A 26,961-nucleotide genomic window follows, 5' to 3' on the forward strand; every position below is an offset into this window, starting at 1 on the left:
AGCCCCAACCTATGATGGCTCGCCGAACGGCCGATGCGTCATCCGGCGATGCGCCGTACCTTGCGCCCGTCGTCCGCCGGCCGCTTCCGTCCCGCGAGGAACTGCCGGACCGAATACGTTCCGTCTCCGCTCAGCGTGAAGAACAGCGATACCGCGATCAGCATCAGGTCGAACTCGTAACCGCCCATGAACGGCTTTTGGTACCCCAAGGTGATCATGACGACGGTCATAATGACGACGAACGCCGCCCCGATCAGACGCGAACCGATACCGACCGCCAGCAAAATACCGCCCACGGCCTCCACGATCGCCACGACGTACGCCATCACTTCCGGCAGCGGGATGCCCAGACTCGCGAAGAAGCCCCCCGTGCCCTCGATTCCGTTCTGGAACTTGCTCAGGCCATGCGCGAAGAACGTGATCCCGAGCAGCACCCGCATCACCAGCACCCCGACGTCGGCTTGAATCTTGTTCACCATCATTCATCTCCCTCCAAAGTCGCGGACATAGCCGCCTATATAGTTCATTAACACTACATCGTGTAGTGCATAATGACAAAAAAAGATTAGGAGCACGCAAGCATGAACAATGCTCCTAATACGGCCATCACATGGGCGGAAATCGCGGCCTGGATAAGCGGTACCTTCAGTTGAGCCCGATCGCTCGGCTCTAACAATTGCCGGATGCGCTGGTTGACCCCCGTATCCGCGAACGAGACATGCGCCACCGCCACTCGCCCCGTTTGGCCGTAACGCAGCATCTTGACGAGCGCGCCCGACAGCGAAGCCGGCGTGCCTTGACGCTCGATCGCATACCGGTCGGCGAGAATTTCGCGGGTCAGCTTATAACGCGCGTGGCCCCATCTCAAGATCGGGATATACCACAGAACGGCGCCGAAAAAATGCAGCAAATACGTCTTCACCGGATCGTGGTAGCGCTGATGGAACCGTTCGTGATGAATGACGGCCGCCAGCTCGCCGATATCCAGCAGCTTCAGCAGTCCCGTCGACAGCACGATAAGCGGGCGGCGGAATCCGAACGTGAAGGCGATCGGCTCCTCGCAGCGCACGACGATGATCTTGCCCGCGCCGCTACCGTACAGCCTGTTGTACTTGGCGCTAGCCCGCACGTCCATGGCCGCGTACAGCTTCCGGCGCGTTCGGCGGGCGACGACCAGCTCCCGGACCATCATCGCGAGCGCCATGACGAGCGTCGAGACGACGACGGCATCGAGCGAATAGACGGCCAGCATGTAGCCGAACTTGCGCACGACGCTGCTGCACAATTGGAACAGATTGAAGCGGAGCTCGAAGCCGATCGCAAGATGCAGGGCGTAGATCACCATCTGGGACAGCAGCAGCGCCGCGGGCAGCGCGCATGTCCAAAATAAACGTTTCGAATGTTTATTCCACATCGGCTATTGTCCTTTTTTCCACTTTTGGATTTTTTGTTCCAGTTTCTGGATCAAGTCCTCGTCCGCTTCGTCGAGCGCGTCGAGCATATGGCTGACGACGAGCGGGCCGAATTCCTCCATCAGCTCGTTGGTCAATTCCTTCGATTGCGTCTGCAGAAACTCTTCTCGGCTCTGCACCGGACGATAGTAGGAGCTGCGGCCTTCCGTGCGCTTGCGCAGGATGCCCTTCTCCACCAGCCGGTTCATGACGGTCATGACGGTGTTGAAATTCATCGCCTTCTCCCGCTCCAGCCGCTGTTGCACGTCCTTGATCGGCATTTCGTCGCCGGCCCACAGAATGTTCATCACTTTCGCCTCGAGCGGGCCGAAGAAGCGGTTCAGTCCGCTTTCGTTAGTCTTAAAATTGGGGATTTTCATGGGAGCACCTCACACTACTGATTGTAGTGTTTCCAATTTCGGACTGTCAAGGGACTTAAGGCTTGTGCGGGAGAGGACCAGCACGCCCAGCACGCCGAGCAGCGTCCAGTACCAATCCCAGTGAATCTAAGCGATAAGCCTCGTCGAGCGCATGATGATATACTCCGGCTGTCGAAACTCGCGCCCCGGGTAGCTGCTCTGCGCCGGACCTCAGTTTACCTTCCCCTGCCCCTCAACCTCGCCCGTATCCGCCGCCTGCAGCACCGCTAGCAATTCATGCCAGTCGGTAATCCGGGGAATAGTAAGCTGCCGGTTGTACGACGTGTCTTTCACGTACGCCTTGAGCAGCGGCAGCTCCGCCAGCGTCTCCAGCACGGCCGGCTTGTCGTCGAAGTAGTAATCCAGCTCGAGCTTGCGGATGATGTGCACCTTCTCCGTATCGCTCATGCCGCAGTAGAACTTGTCCGGATCGACCGGGAACCCGGCCGCGAGCATCCAATCCCGGGTCTGCTCGCAGAACTCCGGCGCCCGCGCGGTGATGTAATATACCTCGTGGCCGTCTTGCACCAGCCGCTGCAGCACCTCGATCGCGTTCGGAAACGGCGGACAGGCGGTAAAATAAATCTCGCTCCGGTTGTCGTTCCACATCTGCCCTCCTTCCTCGCGCGTCAGCCCGAACAGCGAATGGATCGGCACGTCGGTCAGCTTGTGGAACTCCGCGATGTCCACTTGTTTGTTCAGTTTTTTGGCATAGAGCTCGAACGCGAACTCCCGCAAATTAATGAGCGTATCGTCAATATCGAAACCGAATTTCATCGAATCTATTCTCCTTCATCGCTAAGCGTCATGCTTTACATTGTACCAGATGCGCGCGCGCCCTGCCTGATTGGCCGCCGCGGGTTTCCGGTGAAGAAGAAGAACATCCGGCTTGGACGAAAGGAGACCTGGCTACATGCTGAACCGATACCGAAGAACCGGCAAGGAAGACATCGCGCTCACGGATTTCGATCCGGGCGATACGGCGGATATCGCCTCCAAGGAGGCCGTCGCCGAGGAGATGAAGCAGCTGAAGGCGCGTTTGCAAGAGGAGCAGGAGAAGCTGTTCGCGAGCAAGACGAACGGCGTCCTCGTTATTTTTCAGGGGATGGACTGCAGCGGGAAGGACGGCGTCATTAAGAAGACGCTCGCCGGCCTCAATCCGCAGGGCTTCCGGGCGGAGAGCTTCAAGCAGCCGACGAGCGAAGAGGCCGCCCACGATTTTCTGTGGCGCACCCACCGGCTGGCACCCGCGAAAGGCTTCATTACCGCGTTCAACCGTTCTTATTATGAAGAGGCGCTCATTACGCGCGTGCATGGGGACATCGACAAGGACGAAGCCAAGAGGCGGCTGAAGCATATCCGCCACTTCGAGAAGCATTTGACGGACAGCGGGATCGTCGTGGTGAAGATTTTCCTTCATATTTCGGCGGACTTTCAGCTGCGCAGAATTCAGGAGCGCATGGAAAATCCGGAGAAGCTGTGGAAGTTCGATCCGAACGACCTGGAGGAGCGGCGCTTCTGGGACGAGTACCAAGAGGCCTACGAGACCGCCTTCGCCGCCACCGCCTCGAAACGCAGCCCGTGGTATATCGTGCCGGCCAACAACCGGTGGTTCCGCGACTATCTCGTCCTCCGCATTCTGGTGTCGGTCATGGAGAAGCTGGAGCTAGCCTATCCGCAGGTGGAGATTACGTATCCGTTCCCGGGCGCGGAGACGGCGAGGGATTCGGGCGTCTAAGCAGCGGGCGGCAGCATGATAAGCATGCACGGGCGTTAACCTTTCATGGCGTACATTATTAAGCAGGTAAAAGAAAGCGTGCGGCGCATCCGACTCGAATCGGATGCGCCGCGCGCTTTGTTGCTGGCCGAAGCGTCTCGATGCCCTTAAGCGATTCGATTCCCGTTCAACGAGAACCGACCGCCGACCGTCAGCCCCCATCCGAGCCGCGCCGGATGCGCCAGCCATGCGCAAGACGACCGCGTTTTCGCCGATACATCCGCCGCCTGCCCGCTAGCCCCTCGTCTGCACGTGCAGTCCGCTCCCCGCCGACCATTCCGCGTACAGCACGTCCTCCGCCCGCTCGACGCCGCGCGCCTGCAGCTCCTTCATCAGCCACGGCTCGTCGCGGCCGATCTCCTTCAACAGCGCGCGTTCCACGCAGCCGTGGTCGACCAGAATGTACGTCATATGGATCTGCTTCTCCGGCAAACCGAGATCCTCGCGGCTCACCTCGTCCGTCTTCGCGCTGCGCATCACGCTCAATTTTCCGTTCGTCTCGAATACCGCGTACGCGACGTCCTGCACGCTGAACACGTTCTGCTCGCGCAGCAGCATGCCCAGCTGATGCATGTCCAGCTTGTTGCGCTTCATGGCCGCTTCGTCGATCCGTCCGTTCCGGATGACGATATCCGGCCGGCCGCTCAGCGGACGCGACAGCCACGGGAACCGCTGCATCGCCTTCTCGAGCGCGAGCGACAGCGCCATCCACACCGCGAGGGCGAAGACGAGTTCGGCGAGTTTCACCTCGCGATCGTACACCGTGTTGCCCACCAGCTCGCTCAACATGAGCGACGTGACGAAGTCGAAGGGCGTGAGCTGCGAAATTTCTTTTTTGCCCAGTAAGCGCGTCATTACCCACAAGCCGAAGAACCCGGCCGCCAGCTTGATTGCGATATAGGTGTAATCCAAGCGTCCTCCCCCCGTCCATCGGAAACTTAAGTTTCCTTAACCGGGAGCGGGCGGCGCGGAAACGAAGACGGGCAGGGCGGATATTGCTGGGGGTAGGCGATGAACAGAGTCCTTACGAACGTCCGCCAAGGGACCACGCGACGTAACCATTCGCTAACAGCAGATCGCCGCTCTCTTTGAAATAGAGAACATGCAGCGCGGGCTCCTCGCCATCCTCGCGGCATAAAATGAGCTCGGCTTCCGGCCCCTTCTCCCATTCGAAGTCTCCGGCGTCCTGCCGGGCAGCGCCGTTAATCCGACGTACCACGGCTTCCGTAAGCTTCGACGCATTCGTACCCGCAACCAAATTGGAAGCATCATTGACGTCCATATCCATCCGAACGACGGAGTACGAATCATCCACAAGCGTGTCGGCCTCTTGCCCCGTGCATGCGTTTAGCGCCAAACTGAATGCAACGAGCAAAACTGCGGCTAGTCTGCGTTTTCGTATCCTCACTCGCCCTCCACATAACCCAGCAACTCCCGTAAATGCCCAATCCGCCCCGCATACGGGATCCCCCTGCTATCCAGCGCCTCCGAAGACGCGCCATAATGCACGAACGGCACGTTCGCCTCGCAGGCCGCCCGCGCGTCGATCCAGGAGTCGCCGACCGAGAGCCAACCCTGCGCCGGAACATCGGCGTAATGCGCTTTCGCCGCCAGATAACCCGACGGATGCGGCTTCATCGACGTCATCTGCTCGCGGCCGACAACCAGCCCGAAGTAAGGCAAAATTCCCGTTCGTTCCAGCGCTTCCACGGCTGCTTCATGCGCGTTGTTGGTCACGATCGCCAGCCGCAGTCCGCGCGTCCTCAGCGCCTCCAGCAGCTCGATCGCTCCTTCCTCCAAATCGGCATCAAGCATCCCCGCCTTCTCGTGCTCGGCGCAGATCCGCATCGCGCCCTCGTACCCTTCCGGCGTCAAACCCGCTTCTGCCGCCGCAAGCGCCAGCAGCGTCGCCGTCGTGTGCTCCTGCACGGCCACGTTCGCCGGCAGCGAGCCGATGCGCGCCAAATAGTCCGCCACCGCCCTTTTCATTGCCGCGAAATCGATGCGCGAGCGCAGCACCGTATTGTCCATATCGAAAATAACGCCTTTTATTCCCCGAGCGATCATGCGTTTCCCCCCTCTTCTTGTACGACAAAGCGGCTCATGCAATACGTATGCATAAGCCGCCCGGATGATTGCCGAATTCGATTGTTACCGTAGTCCGTCCGGCCCGGCCCGAGTTACGCCTCCGGCTTGAACTTGAACGTGCGCGCGATATACAGCACCGGCGTCGACGCCGCGGAAATAATGAACTTGAATAAATACGTCGTAAAGAAAATTTGGATCCACACGTCGAACGGATAGTCCCCGTTCAGTCCGAACGCGATCGTGCAGAAGATGAGCGAATCTACGAATTGGCTGACCAGCGTGCTGCCGTTGTTGCGAATCCACAGCTGGTTCGGCTTCGGGAATCGCCGCTTCAAATACGTGTAGATGCGCACGTCGAGGAACTGGCTGACGAAATACGCCAACAGACTGCCGATCGCGATTTCCGGCAGCAGGCCGAAAATAACCGCCATCGGATCGTGCCCGAAGTCCGACTCTCCGCGTTCGAACTTCAGCGCCATCTGCATGATAATCGTCGAGGCGATCAGCGAGAAGAAGCCGAACCAGACCGCTTTCTTCGCGTCGCGCTCGCCGTATTTCTCGTTGAGCAGATCGCTCGCGAGATAGATCGTGCCGTACGCGGTATTGCCGAGCGTCATGACGAGCCCGAACATGTCGATCGTCTTGACGACTTGAATGTTGGCCAGCACCGTCGCGAACCCGATCCACGCGTACATGCCGGACTTGCCGAACGCCCGGTAGCAGATCAGGAACAGCGCGAAGTTGACCAGGACGAACAGAACGCCCCACCCGAAATTAAACATCTCTTTCTTCCTCCTAGTTTTGATAACGCGGGAGTTTGCGAACCGCGGCCCCGTCTCGGAGCTTGGATCATTATAGCACAGGGCGGATGAACGGCAAGCGGAAAATAGGCGCGGTCGAACGTTGGCGCTCGGCCATTGCAGGCGGTCGCGCGTCCGTAAGCCGAGCCGTGCCACCCGTCCAGCCGACGCCGCGGGAAGTCTTTCTCGCGCAACCCTCGGTACGAGCCCCGGCACGCAAAAAAGCAGACCCGCGCAGGTCTGCTTCGCTCCTTCTATGAAATCGAGTCCCTTGGCTTACACCGCCGACGGCGCCTTATCCAGCAGCTTCACAATGTCGTTCTCGAATTTCGCCGGCGCCGTCGCCGGGGCGATCCGCTTCACGACGTTGCCGTCGCGATCGATGAGGAACTTCGTGAAATTCCATTTGATCGCGGAGCCCAGCAAGCCGCCCGCCTCTTTCTTCAAATGATTGTACAGCGGATCCGCATCCGCCCCGTTCACGTCGATTTTGGCGAACAGCGGGAAAGTCACGCCGAAATTGATTTTGCACGCCTCTTCGACTTGGCCGTTGTCGCCCGGCTCCTGATTCATGAACTGGCCCGACGGGAACCCGAGTACCGCGAAGCCTTTGTCCTTATATTTCTCGTACAGCTCCTGCAAGCCGTCGAATTGGGGCGCGAACCCGCATTTCGTCGCCGTATTCACAATGACCAGCACCTGCCCGCGATAATCGGACAGCTTCTTCTTCTCGCCGCGAATCGTCGTTACCTCGAAATCATATACGCTCATGGTCTCGCCACCTCATTTATATTGTTCGCAATTATATTGTACACAATTTAATTTGTTTTGAAAACCCCTTGCCCAAAAGAAATCGCCGATTGCTCGGATGCCAACGTCAGCCTGTCCGCTCTGCCAATCGTCCACACATCGTTCTCTCTCCCTATCCGGCCCCTGCTTTTACGATTCTTGTCATGATGCCGCTTTCTTGCTAAGATGGGGGAAGATTTGGTCACGTCCGCGGGATACGGAAGCAGCGTTCCTGCCACCGGTTTGCGGCATGTGCCCGTTAGGATGATCGCGATGAACAAATTGGAAGCCGAATTCAGCAACCTCGTGAAGGCGTACCGCAAGCGGCATATGGGCAAGGGGCCCGGCCGCATCACGACGACGTTCTGCAAGAACTGGGCGATCTGCGAGATGGAAGGCAATCTGTCCCCCGTGGAGAAATTCATCGCGGGCGCAGAGGACGGCAAGCAGATGCTCCGCGAAGCCCGCACGCAGTGGGTGAAGGAGATTTACCGCAACAACCCGCCCGTCGAGATGGAGGAGCTGCTCGGCGCGCGTTTCCTCGACCTATACGTCGACATCGATATCGATAAGGACTTCGGCATGTCGATCTTCGTGTTCGACCGCGTTTTGCCGCAATCCTAAGCTTATATGCATACGAAGCTAGTCCGCGCTCGGCAGCGAACCTGCCGGAGACGAACCGCTAAGAGACATTTTTCATTCCTGAAAAATATTCCTCTTGAGCGGTTTTTTTATTCCATTCATTCCCGTATTTCAAGAAAGAGGTAGATCCTATGGGACGCACCAAACATACCGGCCCGATCAAGCTGCCGTCGAAGCCCGACCCGAAGCTGTGGGTGAGCAAAATGCCGTTCGGCCTCGGACGCGTGAAGCCCCGTCATATCCGCGAGACGATGAAAGTAATGGCGGACAACCGCGATAATCTGCCCTACGCGCTGCGCATTCTGACCCAAGGCGTCTGCGACGGTTGCGCGCTCGGCGTCTCCGGACTGTACGACCAGACGCTGGCCGGCCCGCACCTGTGCACGACGCGGCTGAACTTGCTGCGCCTGAACACGATGCCCGCGATCAAACCGCACATGCTGCACGCGGATATCGAGGAGCTCCGGCGAATGGACAGCACCGAGCTGCGCAAACTCGGACGTCTCCCGTACCCGCTCATCCGCCGCAAAGGCGAGCGCGCGTTCAGCCGCATCTCGTGGGATGAGGCGCTTGAGACGATCGCGTCGAAAATCAAGTCCATCGATCCGAAGCAGCTCGCCTTCTACCTGACGGCGCGCGGCATCACGAACGAATCGTATTACGCCGCCGCCAAGGTCGCCCGCTTCCTCGGCACGAACAACATCGACAACGCCTCCCGCATCTGCCACTCCCCGTCGAAGACGGCGCTCAAGCGGTCGGTCGGCATCGGGGCGTCGAGCTGCAGCTATAAGGACTGGATCGGCACCGACGTGCTCGTGTTCTGGGGCAGCGTCGCGGCCAACAATCAGCCGGTCTCGACCAAATATATGTACGCCGCCAAGCGCAAAGGGACGAAGATCATCGTCATCAACCCATACCGCGAGCCGGCAATGGACGGCTACTGGGTGCCGTCGATTCCCGAGTCCGCCCTATTCGGCACGAAGCTGGCCGACGACTTCTATCAGGTCAATATCGGCGGCGACATCGCCTTCATGCACGGCGTTATGAAGCACTGGTTCGAGATGGAGCAGCGGGAGCCGGGCTCCGCGATCGATCACGACTTCGTGGCCGCGCACGCGAACGGGTACGAAGCGCTCCGCGAGCACGCGCGGAAGCAGGATTGGGCGCAGCTCGTCTCCTCATCCGGCCTCTCCCGCGAGCGCATCGCCGAATTCGCCGAGCTGCTCGCCCGCTCGAAGTCGGCCGTCTTCGTCTGGAGCATGGGGCTGACGCAGCACCGTTTCGGCACGGACAATATTTCGCAGGTGGCCAATCTGGCGCTGCTGCGCGGATTCCTCGGGCGCGAGCATTGCGGCCTCATGCCGATCCGCGGGCACAGCGGCGTGCAGGGCTCCGGCGAGATGGGCGCCGATCCGTTCAGCCTGCCCGGCGGCGAATTCAAGGGCGAGGATATTCCGCGCATCGAGAAGACGTGGGGATTCGCGCTTCCGAGATGGCAAGGCGACATCGTCGGCGTCTCGCTGGAGAACGCGCTGCTGCCGGACGCGCACGAGCGCAGGCTGAAGCTATTCTATACCTCCGGCGGCAACTTCATCGAGACGATGCCGGACCCGGATTTCGTACGGCGCTGCCTGGAGGCAGTCGACATCCGCGTCCACCAGGATATCCTGCTCAACACGTCGACGCTGGCGGATGCCCGCGAGGCGGTCATCGTCCTGCCGGCCATGACCCGCTACGAGCAGCCCGGCGGCGGCACGTCGACCTCGACCGAGCGGATGGTGTACTTCTCGCCGGAGATCGACGGTCCGCGCATGCCCGAAGCGCGTCCGGAATGGCGCATCTATACGGAGCTCGCCGCCAAAGTCGATCCAGAGCGAGCGGCGCTCGTGCAGTTTAAGGATGCGGACGCGATCCGCGCGGAGATTGCCGTCGCCGCGCCGAACTATGACGGCATCCAACACTTGAAGCGCCAGGGCGACGTGTTCCAATGGGGCAACGCGTGGCTGTGCGAGGACGGCGTCTGTCCGACGCCGGACGGCCGCGGCAACCTGATTCCGGTCGAGCTGCCGGAGCTGCGCAAGCCGGAGGGTCACTTCTACGCGACGACGCGGCGCGGCAAGCAGTTCAACTCGATGGTGTACGGCGCGGTCGATCCGTTCAACGACGCGCACCGCGACGATATTATCGTGAGCGGGAAGGATGCCGGCGACATCGGCATCCAAGACGGCGACGCGGTCGTCGCCTACAACCGGCACGGCGTCTTCCACGGCCGGGCGAGAATCGGCGACGTGGCGCCGGGCAACCTGGAGCTGTTCTGGCCGGAGGGGAATATTCTGCTTGCGCGAGGACGCTATGAACCGATGGCCGGCATCCCCGAATACAACATCGCCGTCGTGCTGGAGAAGGCCGATACGTACCACGCCTTCAAGGATACCCGCTACGTGGAGAAGCGGATCGAAGAGCTCGAGACGGAGGCGCCGGGATCATGAACCGGCAGCCGATCGCGAGCTGGCCGGTCGTGAAGTTCAGCGTAGATACGGACGGCGGCACCCGCCTCGAATACGAGGATGCGATCGCGGCCGAGACGCCGTTCACCTTCCGGGTGAACGGACGGGAATTCGCGACGATCGTCTGCACGCCGGCCGATCTGGAGGAGATGGCGTACGGCTTCCTCGCCTCCGAGGGCGTGATCCGCGCGGCAGCCGACGTCCGGCGGCTCGATATCGACGTAGACCGCGGATTCATCTACGCGGAGCTGGCGGGCGAGCTGCCCGAATCGGCGGTGGCCGATACGTCCAAGCGGGTCATCGGCTCCTGCTGCGGCAAGAGCCGCCAGTTCTATCTGGCGAGCGACCGGGCGACGGCGCGAACATCCACCTCCCGCATCCGGCTCACGCCCGCGCAATGCCTGTCGCTCATGCGGCAGCTGCAGGAGCGCTCCGCCGACTTCCAGGCGACGGGCGGCCTGCACAACGCCGCGCTCTGCGCGCCGGACGCCCTGCTCGCCGTCCGCTCGGACATCGGGCGGCACAACGCGCTCGACAAGCTGCTCGGCTACAGCCTGCTCGGCAAGCTGAATACGCGCGACCTGATCGTCGCGTTCAGCGGCCGCCTCTCCTCGGAGGTCGTGCTGAAGGCCGCGAAGCTCGGCGTCGGCGTAATCCTTTCCAAGTCCGCGCCGACCGATCTCGCGCTCCAACTCGGGCAGGATCTCGGCATCACGTGCGTCGGCTTCATTCGGGACGGGTCGATGAACGTGTACACGCATTCGGAGCGGATCGCGGCGCAAGATAGCGGTGTATAAGCACGCAAAAAGCGGAAGGGCTCGATGCCCTTCCGCTTTTCACTAATAGGCCGCTTGTTAGTCCTCGAAATAATCCAGCTTCGTCAACCGATCGTGCACCGCGTTCGCTTCCTCTTCATTATTCGCCGGCGAACTGATGATCAGCTTGGACTGGTCTTCCTGCTTCTTGCCCGTTAACGACGCATACAATGCGGCATCTGTAACCTCGATGGCGTAGGCCATTGTTTCCTTGTCGTAATAAATGAGGCCTAAATCCGTCCGCTTGGGCCCCTCTCCGTTCGCCAGGTTCCTCTCATCATAATGGATCAGCCCCGTACCGGGAGTAAAGACAATCGTCTCCAGCTTTTTGCCCCCGATCCGCATCGAACCGGTAAACAAATTGTCCGCGTGCGAGAAAGGCCCCTCGATCATCACGTCGACGGACTTTGCCTGATCGCCGTACATGTACGCCGGAGCTTCAATCTTCAGCTTATCGATTTTCTCCATGCAGCCTGCCAGCACCGCGGCGGCAAGCAGCAGAACGATGGCCAACATCCGTTTGCGCATGACGCTTCACCTCACCCCCACCATACCACGCCGAACAACCGCCAGTCATGAGAAAAAATGGTTATTTTCTCCTTTTACGACATTGCGCCGAACTTTCGATACGAGCTTCTCTCCTCCTCCATCTGCCGCACCTCCACCAATCTCCGCCCAACTCACGACTCATCGGACTGCCTGAAGACCTGCCACACGTGCAGGAAACAATGCGCTTTACCTCCATAAGAAAAAGCAGTCCTTCCGGACTGCTTCCTCTTCATTCCCAACCCATTACTTCGCTTTCCGACGCTCATACGCATAGCTCGCGACGAGCAGTACCAAACCCGCCGCCGTCAATCCCGCGCCCACGAGCGGCAGCTTCTCCAGCCCCCAATGCGTAATGACCGCCCCGCCGATGAAGGCGCCGCTCGCGTTGCCGAGGTTCAGCGCGGAGTGCGTCGACGTCGCGGCCAGCTCCGGCGCTTCCTTGGCCAGGTTCATGATGCGCAGCTGCAGCCCCGGTAATATGCCGAACGCCGCGACGCCCCAGACGAACACGGTGACGATCGCCGCGGCAGGCACCTTGTCCGTCACGGCGAACAGCGCCAGAACGCCCGCGAGCACCGCGAAGTTCACGATCAGCGAAGGCAGCAGCTTCCAGTCCGCCAACTTCCCGCCGACGATGTTGCCGACCGTCACGCCCACGCCGAACAGCACGAGCACCCACGAGACGGCTTTCTCCGAGATGCCGGTAATATCGGTCAGAATCGGCGTAATGTACGTGAATACCGCGAACAAACTGCTGCACCCGAGCGCGCCGATGAGCAGCACGAGCAGCAGCTTCGGCTGCAGCAGCGCCCGCACCTGCTGGGCTAAGCTTACCTCGGACTTGTTCTCCACCCGCGGAATGAAAATAATGATGCCGATGAGCGAAATAACGCCCATGATCGCCACCGCCCCGAACGAAGCCCGCCAGCCGAGATGCTGGCCGATGAACGTGCCGAGCGGTACCCCGATAATGTTCGCGATCGCGAGCCCCGCCATCATGATCGACACCGCGCCCGCCCGCTTCTCCGGCCGCACGAGGCTCGCCGCGATGACCGAGCCGACGCCGAAGAACGTGCCGTGCGCCAGCGCCGTCACGAGCCGCGCGGTCATCACGACCGCGTAGTTCGGCGCGGCGACCGCGATCAGGTTGCCGAGCACGAAGATCGCCATCAGCAGCAGGAGCAGCGCCTTCTGCGGCAGCCGGTGCGTCAGCATCGCCAGAATCGGAGCCCCGAACGCGACGCCAAGGGCGTATCCGGTGATCAATTGGCCCGCCCGCGATATGCTCACGTCGAGCGCGGTCGCCACGTCCGGCAGGATGCCCATGATGACGAACTCCGTCATGCCGATCGCGAACGCGCCGACGGTCAGGGAGTAGATCGAGATCGGCAATCTCTCTTTGGCGGCCGGTCTCTCCAGTATGACTTCCGAGTGACTCATTGCTTCCTATCCGTCCCTTCTCTCTCTAACGGTTAATACCCCATTGTAGTCCGGCCGCGGCAGGCGTACCAAGTTAAAATATTCCACTCCGGCGTTTGCTGAAGTTTGTGCGCATGCCGCGATGGTTATCTTAGAACTAACGCGATTGTCACCCCATCGCCTTCGGCCCATGTCGATAAGGAGGGCACATGATCATGATAGGAAAAGCAGCAAGCCTAGCCGCTTGTCTCCTGCTAACGTCGTGCGCGAACAATCAGCCTCCGGCGACGCCGCCGAACGTACCCGGAGAACGGCAGAACGCGGCGACGAAGCCGCAAGAAGACAAGACGGTCGCCTTTCAGAAGAAAGCGATCCCGATCGTCAAGGATGCCATCCACCGGCATTTCCCGGTTTATGCAGATTACGCGAAGCAAGCGGATTTGTATTACGACAACGATGCCGCGCAGGGCGAACGCATCGTCGTTCACGCCACCGATCTCGAGGAACCGGCCATCGTCGCCTTCCGCCAAGAGCTGGGAGCGAAGCTCGGCGATGCGGTCGTATTTAAGCAGGCGAAATATTCGCCGCAATGGCTGCGAGACAAGGCCGACGAGATCGCGGAAGACATAGGCAAGATGACCGCCAAATCCTACAGCGTCGGTTACGAGGTTCAACACGAGGCCGTGCACATTATGGCGGAGTTAACGGAGGCGCAGGTCTCCGAGCTGACGGCCAAGTATGGCGCGGACATCCTGAAGATCACGAACGAGGACCCGAAGATTACGACGACCGACTAGCCTCCCGTTACCTCGTTATTCCGGCCCGACGTCTATACGCGCGTACGTCCTATGACGCTCTTCAAACTCCCTTTCGGCAAACAAGGCGAAACGGTTGGCTCCGTCTTTTCTCGGCGCAGCGCGTTTCATTCCGGACAATTCTAAGATCGTATATAATCGAAAAACCCAAAAATGCGCAGCATTTAAAACAAGCCCGGGAATCTCTCGATTCCCGGGCTTGTTTGCCGCCGCCGACTCCCGGCCGCCGCGATATTAATAATCGCCGACGGCCGATTCGCTGATATAAGACTCGATACGCACCGCGCAGGCTTTGAAGCCCGGCATCCGGCAAGTCGGGTCGAGTTCCGGCAGCGTCAGCTTGTTGACGTTCTGCGTATCGCCCCAGTGCATCGGCACGAACACGGAATCCGGCCGAATGTCGGTGTTCACGCGCGCCCGCACGACGATGCTTCCCCGCCGCGACGTGACGCGCACCAGCTCGCCGTCGGCGATGCGATACGCGCGGGCCGCCTTCGGATGGAGCTGGACGAACGACTCGAAATCCCTCGCCGCCAGCGTGTGGCTGCGCCGCGTCTGCACGCCCGTCAGGTACTGGGTCAGCACGCGGCCGGTCGTCAAATACAGCGGATACGCGTCGTCTGCCGGCTCCGGCAGTTCGTGATTGTTGACCGGAATGAGCTGCGCCCGGCCGTCCTCATGCGCGAACCGGTCTGCGAACAAGCGCCCTTCGCCCGCCGAGCCCGTCGACGGACACGGCCAGTAGACGCCTTCTTCGCGGCGGAGCCGGTCGTACGTGATGCCATAGTAGTCGGCGATGCCGCCTCGGCTTGCCACCCGAAGCTCTTCGAATATATCCTCCGCCGTCTCGAACCGGAAATACCGTCCCCGGCCCAGCTTCTCGGCAATATCGCCCATGATGCGCCAGTCGTGCCGCGACTCTCCGATCGGCGCGCGACTTGCTTCTCGCAGCAGTACGCGGCCTTCGAGGTTCGTCAGCGTGCCGGCGTTCTCGATATACGAGGTGCAAGGCAGGACGAGATCGGCCAGCCGCGCCGTCTCGGAGAGGAACATGTCGGCGACGACGAGGAAATCGAGCTTGCGCAGTCCCTCTTCCACGAGATTCGCGTTCGGATTCGAGACGATCGGGTTGGAACCCATGACGATCAACGCGCGAATCTCTTGTGCGTGGATCTTCTCCATCATTTCATAGGCGGAGACGCCTTTGCCCGGCAGCTCCTCCGGTTCGATATCCCATACGTCGGCGATGTACGCTCTGTCCGCAGGGTTCTCGATCAGCCGGTAGCCCGGCAGCTGATCGGCCTTCTGGCCGTGCTCCCGGCCGCCCTGTCCGTTGCCTTGGCCCGTGACGGCGCCGTAGCCGGAGCCGGGCTTGCCGATTTTGCCATTCATGAGCACCAAGTTCAGGAAGGCGCGCACCGCCATATAGCCGTCGGTCTGCTGCTCGACGCCGCGGGCCGTGAACACCATGCCGGTCGGCGCCTGGCCGAACGCGAGCGCCGCCTTGCGGATATCCGCCGCGGAGACGCCGGTCAGCCCGGCGATCTCCTCCAGATCGAGCGCGGTCAGATGCGCCCGCAGCGCGTCGAAACCATTGGTCCGCTCGCGCAGGAACTTCTCGTCGAGCAGTCCTTCCTCGAGCAATACCTTCTGCAATCCGTTGGCGAGCGCCGCGTCCATGCCCGGCTTCACCTTGAGATGCAAATCGGCCAGCTTCGACGTGCCCGTCTCGCGCGGATCGATGACGATCAGATAAGCGCCGTTCTCCTTCGCCCGCGTGAAATACGGCATGAGCGTCGGCTGGCACTCCGCGATGTTCGTGCCCGCGAGAATGATGCACTTGGCCAGCTCGATATCCGACAGCGGATTGGTTAATCCCCGGTCGACGCCGAACGCCTTGTTGCCCGCGGAAGCCGCGGCCGACATGCAGAACCTGCCGTTATAGTCGATATATTTGGTGCGCAGCGCGACCCGCGCGAATTTGCCCAGCAGGTAAGCGGACTCGTTCGTGAGCGAGCCGCCGCCGTAGACGCCGACCGCGTCGCGGCCGTAGATGCCCTGCAGCCGCTCGACTCGCTTGCCGATCATGTCCAGCGCTTCGTCCCACGAGATCGGCACGAAGCCAGCGCCTTCCCGGCGCAGCGGCTGCATGATCCGCTCGCCGCTTAGCGCGTGCTGGTAGGCGTTCATGCCTTTGATGCACAACCGCCCTTCCGAAGCCGCGTTCATCTTCGGCTCGACCGTGTAGACGGGCCGGGACGCGCCCGGCGCCCACGTCTCCGTCACGAGCGCCTTGCACTGCACGCTGCAGAACGGGCATTGCGTATCCAAGACTTTCACGGCCGGCGTCAGGCCGGCCTGTTCTCTGGTCTCTAGTCTCATCCGATCCCTCTCCCCGCCGTACCTGCCAAAATTCCGCCGACCGCCCCGCTCGGGCACCGGCCGAGCAGATCCGCCCGCCTCACGGGGTCGAACAGCCCTTCGCGCAGTTGCACGATGCCGACCTGCTCGATCCACTGCCAGACCCGCTGGCCGTATTCCGCTTCCTCGCGGTACCACTGCGTGAATGCCGCGGCAATCTCGAGCGCCGTCTCCTCGCCGTCCGCGACGCCGAGCAGCTCCGCCCGCTTCAATTCCTTCACCCGGCTGCCGCCGACGTAGATCTCCCAGCCGGCCGGGGCTGCCGTAAGCCCAAGATCGGCCGTCAGCGTTCCTGCCTGATGCAGCGGACTCGCCGAGACCGCCGCCGCGAATTCCGCCGGCAGCTGCATCGGCTCGAGCAGCCGCTCCAGCCGCTCGCCGAGCGCGACCGAATCGCGCACGGCGCCGCCGTCATAGCGAGGCGCGCCGCAGGTCGCGACGGGACTGACCGGCTTGCCGTATCGCGCGGAAGCCTCCTGCATCCCAAGCGCAGCCTTCACTTCGGTCAGCCGAAGCGGATCGACGCCCCGAAGTTCGATGCCGCCCGAGACGCCGAGCTTCACCTGCGGAATGCCGAAGCGCTCCGCCACCTCGGCGATGCGCTTCAGCTGATCGCCCGTCGCCACGCCGCCGTACAGGCGAGGGGTGACCGAACAGGTGCCGTCGGCCAGCAGCGCGACCGAAGGCTCGACGGCTTTCGCATCCGCTGCGCTCGCGGCCATCGAAGCGGCGAGTCCCGCGTAGTACCGCACCGCCGGACGGCAGGCGCGGCACCCGTCCGCGCTCTGCCAGCCGAGCGCCTGCATCGCCGTCCGCGCATCGGCATAGCCGCCTTGCATGACCGCGGCGCGCAGCTCTTCGTGGCTCAGCGACGTACAGCCGCATACCGTCACCTTCGCCGGTTCCGGCTCCGGCTCGTTCGCGAGCGTATACGCCAGAATCGCGGAGACGAGCGGCTTGCAGCCGCCGCACGAGCTGGACGCCTTGGTGCAGCCGCGCACTTCCTCGAACGTCTCCAGTCCCTCTTGGCGAATCGCGGAGACGATCGCGCCTTTGCTGACGCCGTTGCAAGAGCAGACCGTCTCTTTGTCCGACATCGCGCAGACGAGCTCGTCGTCCGAACCCCCTGCCGCGCCTGCCCCTTCTTGTTCCAGCACCGCCGAATCGGCCCCCTGCTTGATATGGCCGAGCAGCTTGTTGCCTTCGGCGCTGTCGCCGAACAAGACGGCGCCGACGACTTTGCCGCCGCGCACCATGACGCGCTTATACGTGCCTTTAATGCCGTTGACGACTTTAAGCGAAGCATCGATCTCGCTCTCGCGGATCTCGCCCGCGGAGAAGACGTCGACGCCCGATACTTTCAAGTGGGAAGCGAGAATCGACCCTTCGTAACCCGGCGTACGGACGCCGCACAGATGAGCCGCCAGCACTTTGCCCTGCTCGTATAACGGCGACACCATGCCGTAGACCATGCCCCGGTGCTCCGCGCATTCGCCGACGGCGTAGACGTCCGGCACGTTCGTCTGCATATAGTCGTTGACCAGAATCGCGCGGTCGACCTCGATGCCGCTGTCAGCCGCCAGTCTGATGTTGGGACGGACGCCGACGGCCACGACGACCAGGTCGACGGCGATCTTGCTGCCGTCCTTGAACAGCAGCCCCTCGACCCGCTTCTTCCCGACGATCCGCTCGGTATGCTTGGCAAGCAGGAAACGCATGCCCTGCTTCTCCAGCTCCGTGCGCAGCATGATGGCCGATTCCCGGTCCAGCTGCCGCTCCATCAGGTATTCGTTAATATGAATGACGTCGACTTCCATGCCCAGATTGAGCAGGCCGCGCGCCGCCTCGAGCCCGAGCAGGCCGCCGCCGATGACGGCCGCGCGACGAAATTTTTTCGAAGCTTCCATCATCGTATTGCAGTCCTTGATATCCCGGAACGCCGTGACGCCAGGCAGCTCCGACCCTGGCAGCGGCAGCATGAACGGCAGCGAACCCGTTGCCAGAATGAGCTTGTCGTAGGGGACGCGCACGCCGCCTTGGCTCCACACTTGACGCTGCGCGATATCGATCCGGACGACCGGATCGCCCGCGTACAGCCGGATGCCGTGATCCTTGTACCACTGCCAGTCGTTGATCGTAATATCCGCAATCTGCGTATCGCCCTGCAGCACCTTGGAGAGCATGATCCGGTTGTAGTTCGGATGCGGCTCGCCGCCGAATATCGTGATCTCGAACTGATCCGGATCCTGCTTGAGGATCTCCTCCACGCATCGCACGCCGGCCATGCCGTTGCCGATGACCACCAGCTTCTTCTTCTCCATCCCGGTTCCCCTCCACGTTCCCCAGCTGGGCGGTCACGGCTCCCTGTCTCCGTCTTAGGGAGCCGTGACCGCCGTTTTCTCTTGTCTAATTCGAAGGGCCAGCTGATTGACCCCCAGGCAAATGCAGGCGAACGCGATCAGCAGCGCGAAGCCGAGCGTATAGGAGCCGCTCATGTCTTTGATGACGCCGAGCGCCAGCGGCGGGAAGAACCCGCCGAGGCCGCCGGCCGCGCCGACGATGCCCGTCACAGCGCCGGTGTCGGCCGGCGACACTTCCGGCACCATCTTGAATACCGCTCCGTTCCCGATCCCTAAGAACAGCGCGATGATCAGGAAGTACGCCGTGAACCACGCCGATTGATTCAAGGACAGCGCGAGCGCAAGTCCCGAGAGGGCGATGCCCGCGAATACCGCCGTCAGCACCCGGCGCGACCCGAACCGGTCGGCCAGATAGCCGCCGCACGGACGGATGAGCGTCGCGGCCAGCACGAACGCCGCCGTCCGCAGCCCCGCTTCCGCCGCGGACAATCCGAACAATTCCTTCATGAAGGTCGGCAAGTAGACGCTGAACGCCACGAAGCCGCCGAACGTTAACGAATAATAGAAGGACAGCGTCCACGTCGATTTCACCTTGAGCACTTGCATCGATTGCAGGAGCGTCTTCGGTTTGGCCGGCTTCGGCGCATCGGACGCGAACACCCAGAACAGCGCCGCCACGATCGCGATCATCGCCGCTAAGCTATAGAACACGCCGTCCAGCCCGATGACGCCGTGCAGCACCGGCACGCCGTAGCTCGCCGCCGCGACCCCGAGGTTCCCGAGTCCGGCAAGGCCGAGGACGAACCCCTGCTTCTCCGGCGGGTACCAGCGGGATACGTACGTCAGCGAAATCGCGAACGTCGATCCGCCCATGCCCAGAAACAGGGCGCACAGCAGCATCGCCGAGAAGGAATTCGCGAAGCTGGCCGCCAAGAGCGGAAGGATTAGAAACAGCATCGTCAGCGAAAATACCCTGCGACCGCCGTATCGGTCCGTCAGGATCCCCATCGGAATCCGCATGATTGAACCGAGCAGCACCGGCGCCGCGATGAGCGCGCTCTTCTGAAAGCCGTTCAGCCGGTACAGCTCGCTAAGCTGCGCCGCGAGAGGCGCGAGCATATTCCAAATCACGAAGGACGCCGCCATCGCGATGGTCGAATACCACAATGCCTGTGCCTGAGTGCCCTGTTTCTTCCCCATATGCTTTCTCCTCCGCTTTCGCTTGCCTCTTACGTCTCTAAGAAGCGATCGTGCTTTCCTCCGGCAGGCTGAGCCACAGCTCGCCGCTTGCCGCGTCGATCTCAATCGGGAAGGTCGTCACGCAGCCTTCGTCCGGCGCCTGCGCGAGGCCGTCGCGCAGGCTGATTTTCCAGTCGTGCAGCGGGCAGAAGACGTGATGGTCGCACACGATGCCTTCCGACAGCTTGCCGCCCTTATGGGGGCAGCGATTCTCGATCGCCTTCAGCTCGCCGCCCGTCATTTTGAATATCGCAATCTCCAATTCCCCGATCCGGACGACCCGCGCCCGTTTCTCCGCAATGTCGCCCACGTTGCCGATATGGATTCGTTTCATCGTCATGGTCATCTTGGCCCCTCTCCTTACCCTGCGGACGCAGGCGTCTCTTCGATCATCGGCACGAACGTTTCGTTCAGCTCGCGTTTCTCGATAATTTCTTTCCATGGATCTTTCGTCAGGGAAAGCGCGTGCTCGATGCGTTCCATGAGCGCCAGCCGGTCTTCCTTCTTCTCCAGCGCCGCCTTGATCGTATCGAGACCTACACGCTCGACCCACTCGCTTGTGCGTTCGTTATATTTGCCGGTCTCCCGGTAATATTGGACGTAAGCGCCGCTCCATTCGATGACCTCATCCTCGGTCTTCACCTTCGTGAGGAGGTCGCAGCCGCGCAGCTTCGTGCCGCCGTTGCCGCCGACGTACAGCTCCCAGCCGCCGTCGATCGCCACGACGCCGAAGTCCTTGATCGTCGCCTCGGCGCAGTTCCGCGGGCAGCCGGAGACCGCCATCTTCACCTTCGCCGGCGCGCTCAGGCGCTCGAACTTCTTCTCGAGCTTGATGCCCATGCCCATCGCGTCCTGCGTGCCGAAGCGGCAGAACGTCTCGCCGACGCACGTCTTGACCGTGCGCAGCGTCTTGCCGTACGCGTAACCCGACGGCATATCCAGGTCGGCCCACATGCCCGGCAAGTCTTCCTTCTTCACCCCAAGCAAGTCGATCCGCTGGCCGCCGGTCATCTTCACGAGCGGCACGTTGTATTTCAGCGCGATGTCCGCGATCTTCTTCAGGTCTTCCGGCGTCGTCACGCCGCCGTACATCCGCGGCACGACGGAGTAGGTGCCGTCCTTCTGGATGTTGGCGTGGTTTCGCTCGTTGACGAAGCGCGATTCCCGCTCGTCCTCGTGCTCATCCGGCCATGCCATGCCGAGGTAGTAGTTGAGCGCCGGGCGGCATTTGGAGCAGCCTTCCTCGTTCGTCCAGCCGAGCACGTTCATCACTTCTTTGGACGTCGTCAGGTGCATGTCTCGAATCGCCTCGACCACTTCGTCCCGGCCGAGCGTCGTGCATCCGCACATGCCTTCCTTCACCGTCTTGACGCCGTCGGCGCCGAGCACGTACGTCAGCACGTCGCCGACGAGCGGTTTGCAGCCGCCGCAGGAAGCGGAAGCCTTCGTGCACGCTTTGATTTCGCCGATGCTCGAGCAGCCCTTCTCTTTAATGGCGCTTACGATCGCGCCCTTCGTGACGCCGTTACAGCCGCACACGACCTCGTCGTCCGGCATCTCCGCGACCAGGTCGGCGCCGGATTTCGCCGGAGCGCCGGAGGCGGGAAGCAATACCTCGCGTTCGCGGCCGGTGACGTCCTCGCCGGTGCGGATCATTTTGAACAATCTCGAACCGTCCCCGATATCGCCGAAGAGCACCGCGCCGATCACCTTGCCGTCCTGGATGACCGCCTTCTTGTAGATGCCCGCGAAATCGTCCTGCACCCGCACCGAGCGCGTATCCGGCCGGTCGGCGTACACGCCGGCGGAGAACACGTCGACGCCCGATACTTTCAGCTTCGTGGAGACGATCGAGCCATGGTAGCCATCCGTCTCGACGCCCGACAGCCGCTTGGCAATAACCGCGCCTTGCTCGTAGAGCGGCGCTACCAGGCCGTATGCGACCCCGTTATGCTCGGCGCACTCGCCGACCGCATGGATATGCGGGATGTTCGTCTCCATGAAGTCGTTGACCACAATGCCTTGATTGATCGTGATGCCCGTGCTGCGGGCCAGCGCGATGTTCGGCCGGATGCCGATCGCCATGACGACCAGGTCCGCTTCTTCGCTCGTTCCGTCGCTGAACCGGATGGCGCCTACGCGCTTTTTGCCTAAAATCTGCTCCGTGTTCTTGCTCATCAGGAACCGCATGCCCTGTCCTTCCAGCTCCTTGCGCAGCAGGATGGAAGCCGTCTGGTCGAGCTGGCGCTCCATGAGGAACGGGTGCTTGTGCACGACCGTCACGTCCATGTTGAGGTTCAGCAAGCCGCGCGCCGCTTCGAGACCGAGCAAGCCGCCGCCGATAACGACCGCTTTCTTATATTGTTTGGCCGCGTCCATCATCGTCTCGCAATCCTTGATGTCGCGGAACGCGATGACGCCTTCTTTATCCGCTCCCGGCACCGGAAGCATGAACGCGTTGGACCCCGTCGCGATGATCAGCTCGTCGTATTCCGTGCTCAGTCCTTTATCCGTCGTGACCGTCTTCTTGACCGGGTCGATACCGGTTACCGTGTGGCTCGTATGAAGAGCAATGCCGTTCTCCGCGTACCAAGAGCGCTCGTTGATCACGATATCTTTCATGTCCGCGTCGCCCGCCAGCACCGATGAGAGCAGAATGCGGTTGTAGTTCGGATGCGGCTCGCTGCCGAAAATCGTAATGTCATACCGGTTCGGCGCCAGCTTCAGCAGCTGCTCGATGCAGTTCACGCCGGCCATCCCGTTGCCTACCAACACAAGTTTCTTTTTCATGTGAGCTCCACACTCCTACCCAAATATCTAACATGATATGTTACTATCGACCCTCATAACCTAACCCTCGCGTTGACCAACCCTATTTTCTTCCGCTTGTGTAATGTTATCTAACATTAATTATTCATACTTTAGCTCAGAGTTGCGATTTTGGCAACAATTAACGAAATAATTATTTTTTATCGCCTAGACCCCGGGTTGTAAGCGTACGTTATACCTTACGTGCCTAGTAAACGTTCGCGATTAGGTGAAGTGCGGCCTATTGTTCGGATGTAACCCCTTACAATTCGAAACGTTAATACCAATGTTTATCCTTTTGTCCGCCGATTCTTACGTGAAGTTCCCTAACATCATTGTGAACCTTTCACAAAAGATAGACGGGTGTCGCGAAGCCAAACGGTCAATTAGTGAATTTTTACGAAAAAACGAGGGAATTTGAGCGATTCGATTTCTGAAAACGAAGTTCGTGCCCACAAGACGCAAAAAGCCCGAACATTCATGGAAAGCTGACATCCGATTCGCATTAGATCGATTTAAATGAGGGAGGACAAGGGCGAGGTTTCCTAATAAGAACATTTCGTGGCGGCGCAGCGCGGTCGGCCGCATGCCCCCTATTAGGCATGTCAAGACGAACCGACTGTCGGCGTCCATTGGCGGCGCAGCAAGTTTCATTCTAGATAGGCTGATTGGTTTGCGTTCGCAATCGGAAGATTGGGAATGCAGCATTCAGCCACAGCTGATTGGTTTGCGTTCGCAATCGGAAGATTGAGAATGCAGCATTCAGCCACAGCTGATTGGTTTGCGTTCGCAATCGGAAGATTGAGAATGCAGCATTCAGCCACAGCTGATTGGTTTGCGTTCGCAATCGGAAGATTGAGAATGCAGCATTCAGCCACAGCTGATTGGTTTGCGTTCGCAATCGGAAGATTGAGAATGCAGCATTCAGCCACAGCTGATTGGTTTGCGTTCGCAATCGGAAGATTGAGAATGCAGCATTCAGCCACAGCTGATTGGTTTGCGTTCGCAATCGGAAGATTGAGAATGCAGCATTCCGCTTATAAATTCTTGTATGTCAAAAACGCCCCGCCGGAGTTCTCGCGCGGCCGACGTCTATCCGACCGCCCAACCGTGCCGGGGTCCCAGCCTTCCCCCGCCTCGAGACCAGTGCCAAAAACCGTCGCGGGACTGTTATCGCCGGTTGCCATTCGGTCTACAATTAAGCCATAAGAACAACGCAAACGAAACACCGACGAACCGCAATGCAACAAACGGTTCTCAATTAAAAGAGGAGCGATGCGAATATGAAACGTTTATTCCGTTCTAGAACAGACAGCAAGCTGGCCGGCGTGTGCGGCGGGTTCGCCCAGTACCTCGGCTTCGATGCCACGATTCTTCGTCTGGCGCTGATCGTCACGGCCTTCTTCAGCTTCGGCAGCGTGCTGCTGGTCTACGCCCTGGCCGCGGTCGTCATCCCGAAAGAGCCGGAAATGACGGGCTTCTACGACGAAGCGATGTACCACCGGTTCTAATACAAAGCGCTAATCGTTAACCGGGTTTTTGCACCGGAGTTGAAGCCGCGCTTCGATCAGCCGCCATCCACAGTCGCCATGCCGCGCGGGATGCCCCGCGATTTGTCCAACCAAACTATGCTTATACCACCTAAAGGAGTGTTTGAACGATGGGAGTATTCGAACGTATCGTAAACTTGACGAAAGCCGCCGCGCATGAGGTGCTGGAGAAACTGGAAAGCCCCGTGCTTATGATGAATCAATACATCCGCGACGCCGAGCAGGAAATCGGCCAAGTACAAGCCGAGATCGCCCGCCAAGAGGCGGCGGCGCGCGGCTTCAAGCAGCAGCATGCCGAGCATGCCCGCCTGGCGGATCACTACGAAGCGAAAGCCGCCGAGTCGCTCGCCGCGGGCCGCGAAGCCGAAGCGCGCGAAGCGCTCGCCGCGAAGCTGCACTATGCCGAGAAAGCCGCCCTGCAGCTCGAGTGGCATCACCACGCGTTGGCGCGCAAGGACGAACTTACTTATAAGCTCGACAACGCGAAAGCCGAGCTGGAGGTCATGGTGAAGAAACGGACGGAGCTCGTCGCCCGCGTCGAGCAGGCCGAAGCGAAGTCGCGTACATCGATGCCTAGCTTCAGCAGCGGCCCTAGTTCCTACCTCGAAGGCGGCTCCGCGGCGCGCGGCTTCCAGCGGATGGAGGAGAAAATCCATCAGCTCGAGGCTCGCCTCGAATTGTCCGGCAAGCAAGCGCCTTACGCCGGCACGCCTCACGGCAGCCAAGGCGCGTACGGCACGCCGGCAAGCGCGGGCGTACCGACGGTAACCGACCCGGCCAAAGAAGCGCTCATCGCCGAGCAGCTGGAATTGCTGCGCAAGAAGCAAGCTTCCGAGTAATAATAGAAAGTCCGCCAACTCCGAGAGGGATGGCGGACTTTTTTGTGTGCGGCGTACCTTGCGGCGGTCGGTTCGGGATGTGAAAAATAGCGGTTCCATGCACGGCTGTATGCCGCAAGTTGCAAGTCTTCTGCCTTCTAACTCGCAATAGTCGGTCTCACGCCCTCATGCCGCTATTTGCGCCCCTTATCCTACCGACGCTCATGCGAAAAAAGCCCGCCACCGCCTTCCGGCGATAACGGACTTCTCCACTATATTACTCTTGCGAACCATCCAACTTGCACTCGCTCAGCTTGAGCAGCTGGGTGCGGTGCTTCCACTTATGTCCGAGCCAGAGCGCCAGAAACAGCGGGATGCCGACGTACGAAGCGAACAGATACGGCCAGTCCACCTCGCCGTCCGACAAGGCGCCGTAGCTTTGGCCGATAATGACGACGATGCAGAGCACCATGGCGAGGATCGGTCCGAACGGGAACCATTTGGCGCGATACGGCAGGTCGGACAGCGAACGGCCTTGCGCGACGTAAGCTTTGCGGAACCGGTAATGGCTGATCGCGATGCCGAGCCATACGATAAAGCCGGACATGCCGGAGGCGTTCAGCAGCCACACGTACACGGCCCCGTCGCCGAACAAGGACGAGAAGAAGGCGATCGTGCCAAGCGCCGCCGTGATGATCAACGCGAACACCGGAACGCCGTTCTTGGACAGACGAGCAAGGAACCGCGGCGCCTTGCCTTCCTTCGCCAGCGTCCACAACATCCGGGTCGACGCGTACATGCCGGAGTTGCCCGCCGACAGCACCGACGTCAAGATGACGGCGTTCATGACGGAAGCCGCGATGCTGAGGCCCGCTTTCTCGAAAATAATCGTGAACGGACTCGTCGCGATCGCATCGCTCGCCAGCCGCTCGTCCGCATACGGAATGATCAGGCCGATGACGAGAATCGCGAGAATGTAGAACAACAGGATGCGCCAGAAAATCGAGCGGATCGCCCGCGGAATCGACTCGCGCGGGTTCTCGCTCTCGCCCGCCGCGACGCCGATCAGCTCCGTCCCTTGGAAGGAGAACCCCGCCGCCATGAACACGCCGAGCACGGCGAGGAATCCGCCCGGGAACGGCGTGTCGCGGAAGGCCGTGAAACCGACCGTCTCCCCGCCCCAGATGCCGATCAGCATCAGCAGGCCGACGCCGATGAACACGATGACCGTTACGATTTTGATCATGGCGAACCAATACTCGGATTCGCCGAACCCTTTGACCGACAGCAAGTTCAGGCCGACCATCACGATCAGGAACAGCGCGCACCAGAGGAAGGACGGGCTGTCCGGGAACCAGAATTTCATGATCATCGTCGCGGCCGACAGCTCGGCCGCGATCGTGATCGCCCAGTTATACCAATAGTTCCAGCCGATCGCGAAACCGAACGACGGGTCGACGAAACGCGACGCGTACGTGCTGAACGTGCCGGATACCGGCATATACGTCGCCATTTCGCCTAAGCTGGTCATGAGAAAATACACCATAATGCCGATAAGCAGGTACGCGAGCAGCGCGCCGCCCGGTCCCGCGGAATGGATGGCCCCGCCGCTGGCCAGGAACAAGCCGGTCCCGATGGAGCCGCCCAACGAAATCATCGTCATATGCCGGGCTTTCAAACCTCTGCGCAGACGG

The 26,961-nt window shown here is 60.8% G+C and carries 24 protein-coding genes; 7 read left to right on the forward strand and 17 right to left on the reverse strand.

The genetic code is table 11. The annotated features are described in order from the left end of the window. Positions 1-38 precede the first annotated feature (38 nt). The 4 genes from BCM02_RS27295 to BCM02_RS27310 all read right to left on the reverse strand — a co-directional run bounded on the left by BCM02_RS27295 (position 39) and on the right by BCM02_RS27310 (position 2,647). Positions 39-482 (reverse strand): DoxX family protein, encoded by a 444-nt coding sequence (locus BCM02_RS27295; RefSeq protein ID WP_246183580.1) that lies wholly within the window; start codon positions 480-482, stop codon positions 39-41. 83 nt (positions 483-565) lie between these two features. Beyond that, a complete protein-coding gene (locus tag BCM02_RS27300; protein WP_148932296.1) occupies positions 566-1,414 on the reverse strand; it encodes a M56 family metallopeptidase in 849 nt (282 codons plus the stop codon). A 3-nt stretch (positions 1,415-1,417) separates the two neighbouring features. Beyond that, a complete protein-coding gene (locus BCM02_RS27305) occupies positions 1,418-1,831 on the reverse strand; it encodes a BlaI/MecI/CopY family transcriptional regulator (protein WP_148932297.1) in 414 nt (137 codons plus the stop codon). Positions 1,832-2,041: 210 nt separating this feature from the next. Next, positions 2,042-2,647 (reverse strand): 5' nucleotidase, NT5C type, encoded by a 606-nt coding sequence (locus BCM02_RS27310; RefSeq protein ID WP_148932298.1) that lies wholly within the window; start codon positions 2,645-2,647, stop codon positions 2,042-2,044. 136 nt (positions 2,648-2,783) lie between these two features. On the opposite strand from BCM02_RS27310, the gene BCM02_RS27315 reads away from it, so the two are divergent. Next, positions 2,784-3,608, forward strand: a complete 825-nt coding sequence (locus tag BCM02_RS27315) for a PPK2 family polyphosphate kinase (protein ID WP_148932299.1) — start codon at positions 2,784-2,786, stop codon at positions 3,606-3,608. A gap of 273 nt (positions 3,609-3,881) precedes the next feature. Here BCM02_RS27315 and BCM02_RS27320 read toward each other — a convergent pair whose 3' ends face one another. From BCM02_RS27320 to BCM02_RS27340, 5 genes are all read right to left on the reverse strand, one after another. Further along, a complete protein-coding gene (locus BCM02_RS27320) occupies positions 3,882-4,559 on the reverse strand; it encodes a DUF421 domain-containing protein (protein WP_148932300.1) in 678 nt (225 codons plus the stop codon). A gap of 112 nt (positions 4,560-4,671) precedes the next feature. Further along, the gene (locus tag BCM02_RS27325; RefSeq protein ID WP_148932301.1) at positions 4,672-4,962 is read right to left on the reverse strand and encodes a hypothetical protein; all 291 of its coding nucleotides are present in this window, start codon (positions 4,960-4,962) and stop codon (positions 4,672-4,674) included. A gap of 89 nt (positions 4,963-5,051) precedes the next feature. Then, positions 5,052-5,714 carry an HAD family hydrolase gene (locus tag BCM02_RS27330; protein WP_148932302.1) on the reverse strand — a complete coding sequence of 221 codons (663 nt, stop codon included), beginning with the start codon at positions 5,712-5,714 and terminating at the stop codon, positions 5,052-5,054. A 113-nt stretch (positions 5,715-5,827) separates the two neighbouring features. Beyond that, positions 5,828-6,517: a queuosine precursor transporter gene (locus BCM02_RS27335; protein WP_148932303.1), complete on the reverse strand. Its 690-nt coding sequence runs from the start codon at positions 6,515-6,517 to the stop codon at positions 5,828-5,830. 294 nt (positions 6,518-6,811) lie between these two features. Beyond that, positions 6,812-7,306, reverse strand: a complete 495-nt coding sequence (locus tag BCM02_RS27340; protein ID WP_148932304.1) for a glutathione peroxidase — start codon at positions 7,304-7,306, stop codon at positions 6,812-6,814. 291 nt (positions 7,307-7,597) lie between these two features. Between BCM02_RS27340 and BCM02_RS27345 the strand changes: the two genes are divergently transcribed. The 3 genes from BCM02_RS27345 (at position 7,598) to fdhD (ending at position 11,270) form a co-directional block, all read left to right on the forward strand. Next, entirely contained in the window at positions 7,598-7,948 is a 351-nt protein-coding gene (locus tag BCM02_RS27345; RefSeq protein WP_148932305.1) for a Na-translocating system protein MpsC family protein, read from the forward strand. Between the two features lie 149 nt (positions 7,949-8,097). Then, the gene (locus tag BCM02_RS27350; protein ID WP_148932306.1) at positions 8,098-10,455 is read left to right on the forward strand and encodes an FdhF/YdeP family oxidoreductase; all 2,358 of its coding nucleotides are present in this window, start codon (positions 8,098-8,100) and stop codon (positions 10,453-10,455) included. After that, complete coding sequence (fdhD, locus tag BCM02_RS27355; protein ID WP_148932307.1) at positions 10,452-11,270, forward strand: formate dehydrogenase accessory sulfurtransferase FdhD; 819 nt, start codon at positions 10,452-10,454, stop codon at positions 11,268-11,270. Before BCM02_RS27350 ends, fdhD begins: the two co-directional genes overlap by 4 nt. 57 nt (positions 11,271-11,327) lie before the next feature. On the opposite strand, the gene BCM02_RS27360 is transcribed toward fdhD, so the two are convergent. Next, positions 11,328-11,816: a hypothetical protein gene (locus BCM02_RS27360; protein ID WP_148932308.1), complete on the reverse strand. Its 489-nt coding sequence runs from the start codon at positions 11,814-11,816 to the stop codon at positions 11,328-11,330. 264 nt (positions 11,817-12,080) lie between these two features. After that, positions 12,081-13,277, reverse strand: a complete 1,197-nt coding sequence (locus tag BCM02_RS27365; RefSeq protein WP_148932309.1) for an MFS transporter — start codon at positions 13,275-13,277, stop codon at positions 12,081-12,083. Positions 13,278-13,471: 194 nt separating this feature from the next. Here BCM02_RS27365 and BCM02_RS27370 point away from each other — a divergent pair, with 194 nt between their 5' ends. Continuing rightward, positions 13,472-14,053, forward strand: coding sequence for a hypothetical protein (locus BCM02_RS27370; RefSeq protein WP_148932310.1), 582 nt, complete (start codon positions 13,472-13,474; stop codon positions 14,051-14,053). 252 nt (positions 14,054-14,305) lie between these two features. On the opposite strand, the gene nasC is transcribed toward BCM02_RS27370, so the two are convergent. The 5 genes from nasC to nirB (BCM02_RS27395) are packed head-to-tail and all read right to left on the reverse strand — an operon-like array spanning position 14,306 to position 22,881. Further along, positions 14,306-16,453, reverse strand: coding sequence for an assimilatory nitrate reductase catalytic subunit NasC (gene nasC / locus BCM02_RS27375; RefSeq protein WP_148932311.1), 2,148 nt, complete (start codon positions 16,451-16,453; stop codon positions 14,306-14,308). Continuing rightward, complete coding sequence (gene nirB, locus BCM02_RS27380; protein WP_148932312.1) at positions 16,450-18,813, reverse strand: nitrite reductase large subunit NirB; 2,364 nt, start codon at positions 18,811-18,813, stop codon at positions 16,450-16,452. Before nirB (BCM02_RS27380) ends, nasC begins: the two co-directional genes overlap by 4 nt. Before the next feature lie 54 nt (positions 18,814-18,867). Further along, on the reverse strand, positions 18,868-20,052 hold the full coding sequence (locus tag BCM02_RS27385) for an MFS transporter (protein WP_148932313.1): 1,185 nt from the start codon (positions 20,050-20,052) through the stop codon (positions 18,868-18,870). A gap of 37 nt (positions 20,053-20,089) precedes the next feature. After that, positions 20,090-20,425, reverse strand: a complete 336-nt coding sequence (gene nirD / locus BCM02_RS27390; RefSeq protein ID WP_148932391.1) for a nitrite reductase small subunit NirD — start codon at positions 20,423-20,425, stop codon at positions 20,090-20,092. A gap of 26 nt (positions 20,426-20,451) precedes the next feature. After that, positions 20,452-22,881: a nitrite reductase large subunit NirB gene (gene nirB, locus BCM02_RS27395; protein ID WP_148932314.1), complete on the reverse strand. Its 2,430-nt coding sequence runs from the start codon at positions 22,879-22,881 to the stop codon at positions 20,452-20,454. 1,301 nt (positions 22,882-24,182) lie between these two features. On the opposite strand from nirB (BCM02_RS27395), the gene BCM02_RS27400 reads away from it, so the two are divergent. Together BCM02_RS27400 and BCM02_RS27405 are read left to right on the forward strand one after the other, a co-directional pair. Beyond that, positions 24,183-24,410, forward strand: coding sequence for a PspC domain-containing protein (locus tag BCM02_RS27400; protein ID WP_148932315.1), 228 nt, complete (start codon positions 24,183-24,185; stop codon positions 24,408-24,410). Positions 24,411-24,559: 149 nt separating this feature from the next. Next, positions 24,560-25,288, forward strand: coding sequence for a PspA/IM30 family protein (locus BCM02_RS27405; protein ID WP_148932316.1), 729 nt, complete (start codon positions 24,560-24,562; stop codon positions 25,286-25,288). Between the two features lie 256 nt (positions 25,289-25,544). Here BCM02_RS27405 and BCM02_RS27410 read toward each other — a convergent pair whose 3' ends face one another. Then, positions 25,545-26,930 (reverse strand): amino acid permease, encoded by a 1,386-nt coding sequence (locus BCM02_RS27410; RefSeq protein ID WP_148932392.1) that lies wholly within the window; start codon positions 26,928-26,930, stop codon positions 25,545-25,547. Positions 26,931-26,961: the final 31 nt, after the last annotated feature.

Source organism: Paenibacillus methanolicus (genome assembly GCF_008124765.1).
Taxonomy (GTDB): domain Bacteria; phylum Bacillota; class Bacilli; order Paenibacillales; family Paenibacillaceae; genus Paenibacillus_Z; species Paenibacillus_Z methanolicus.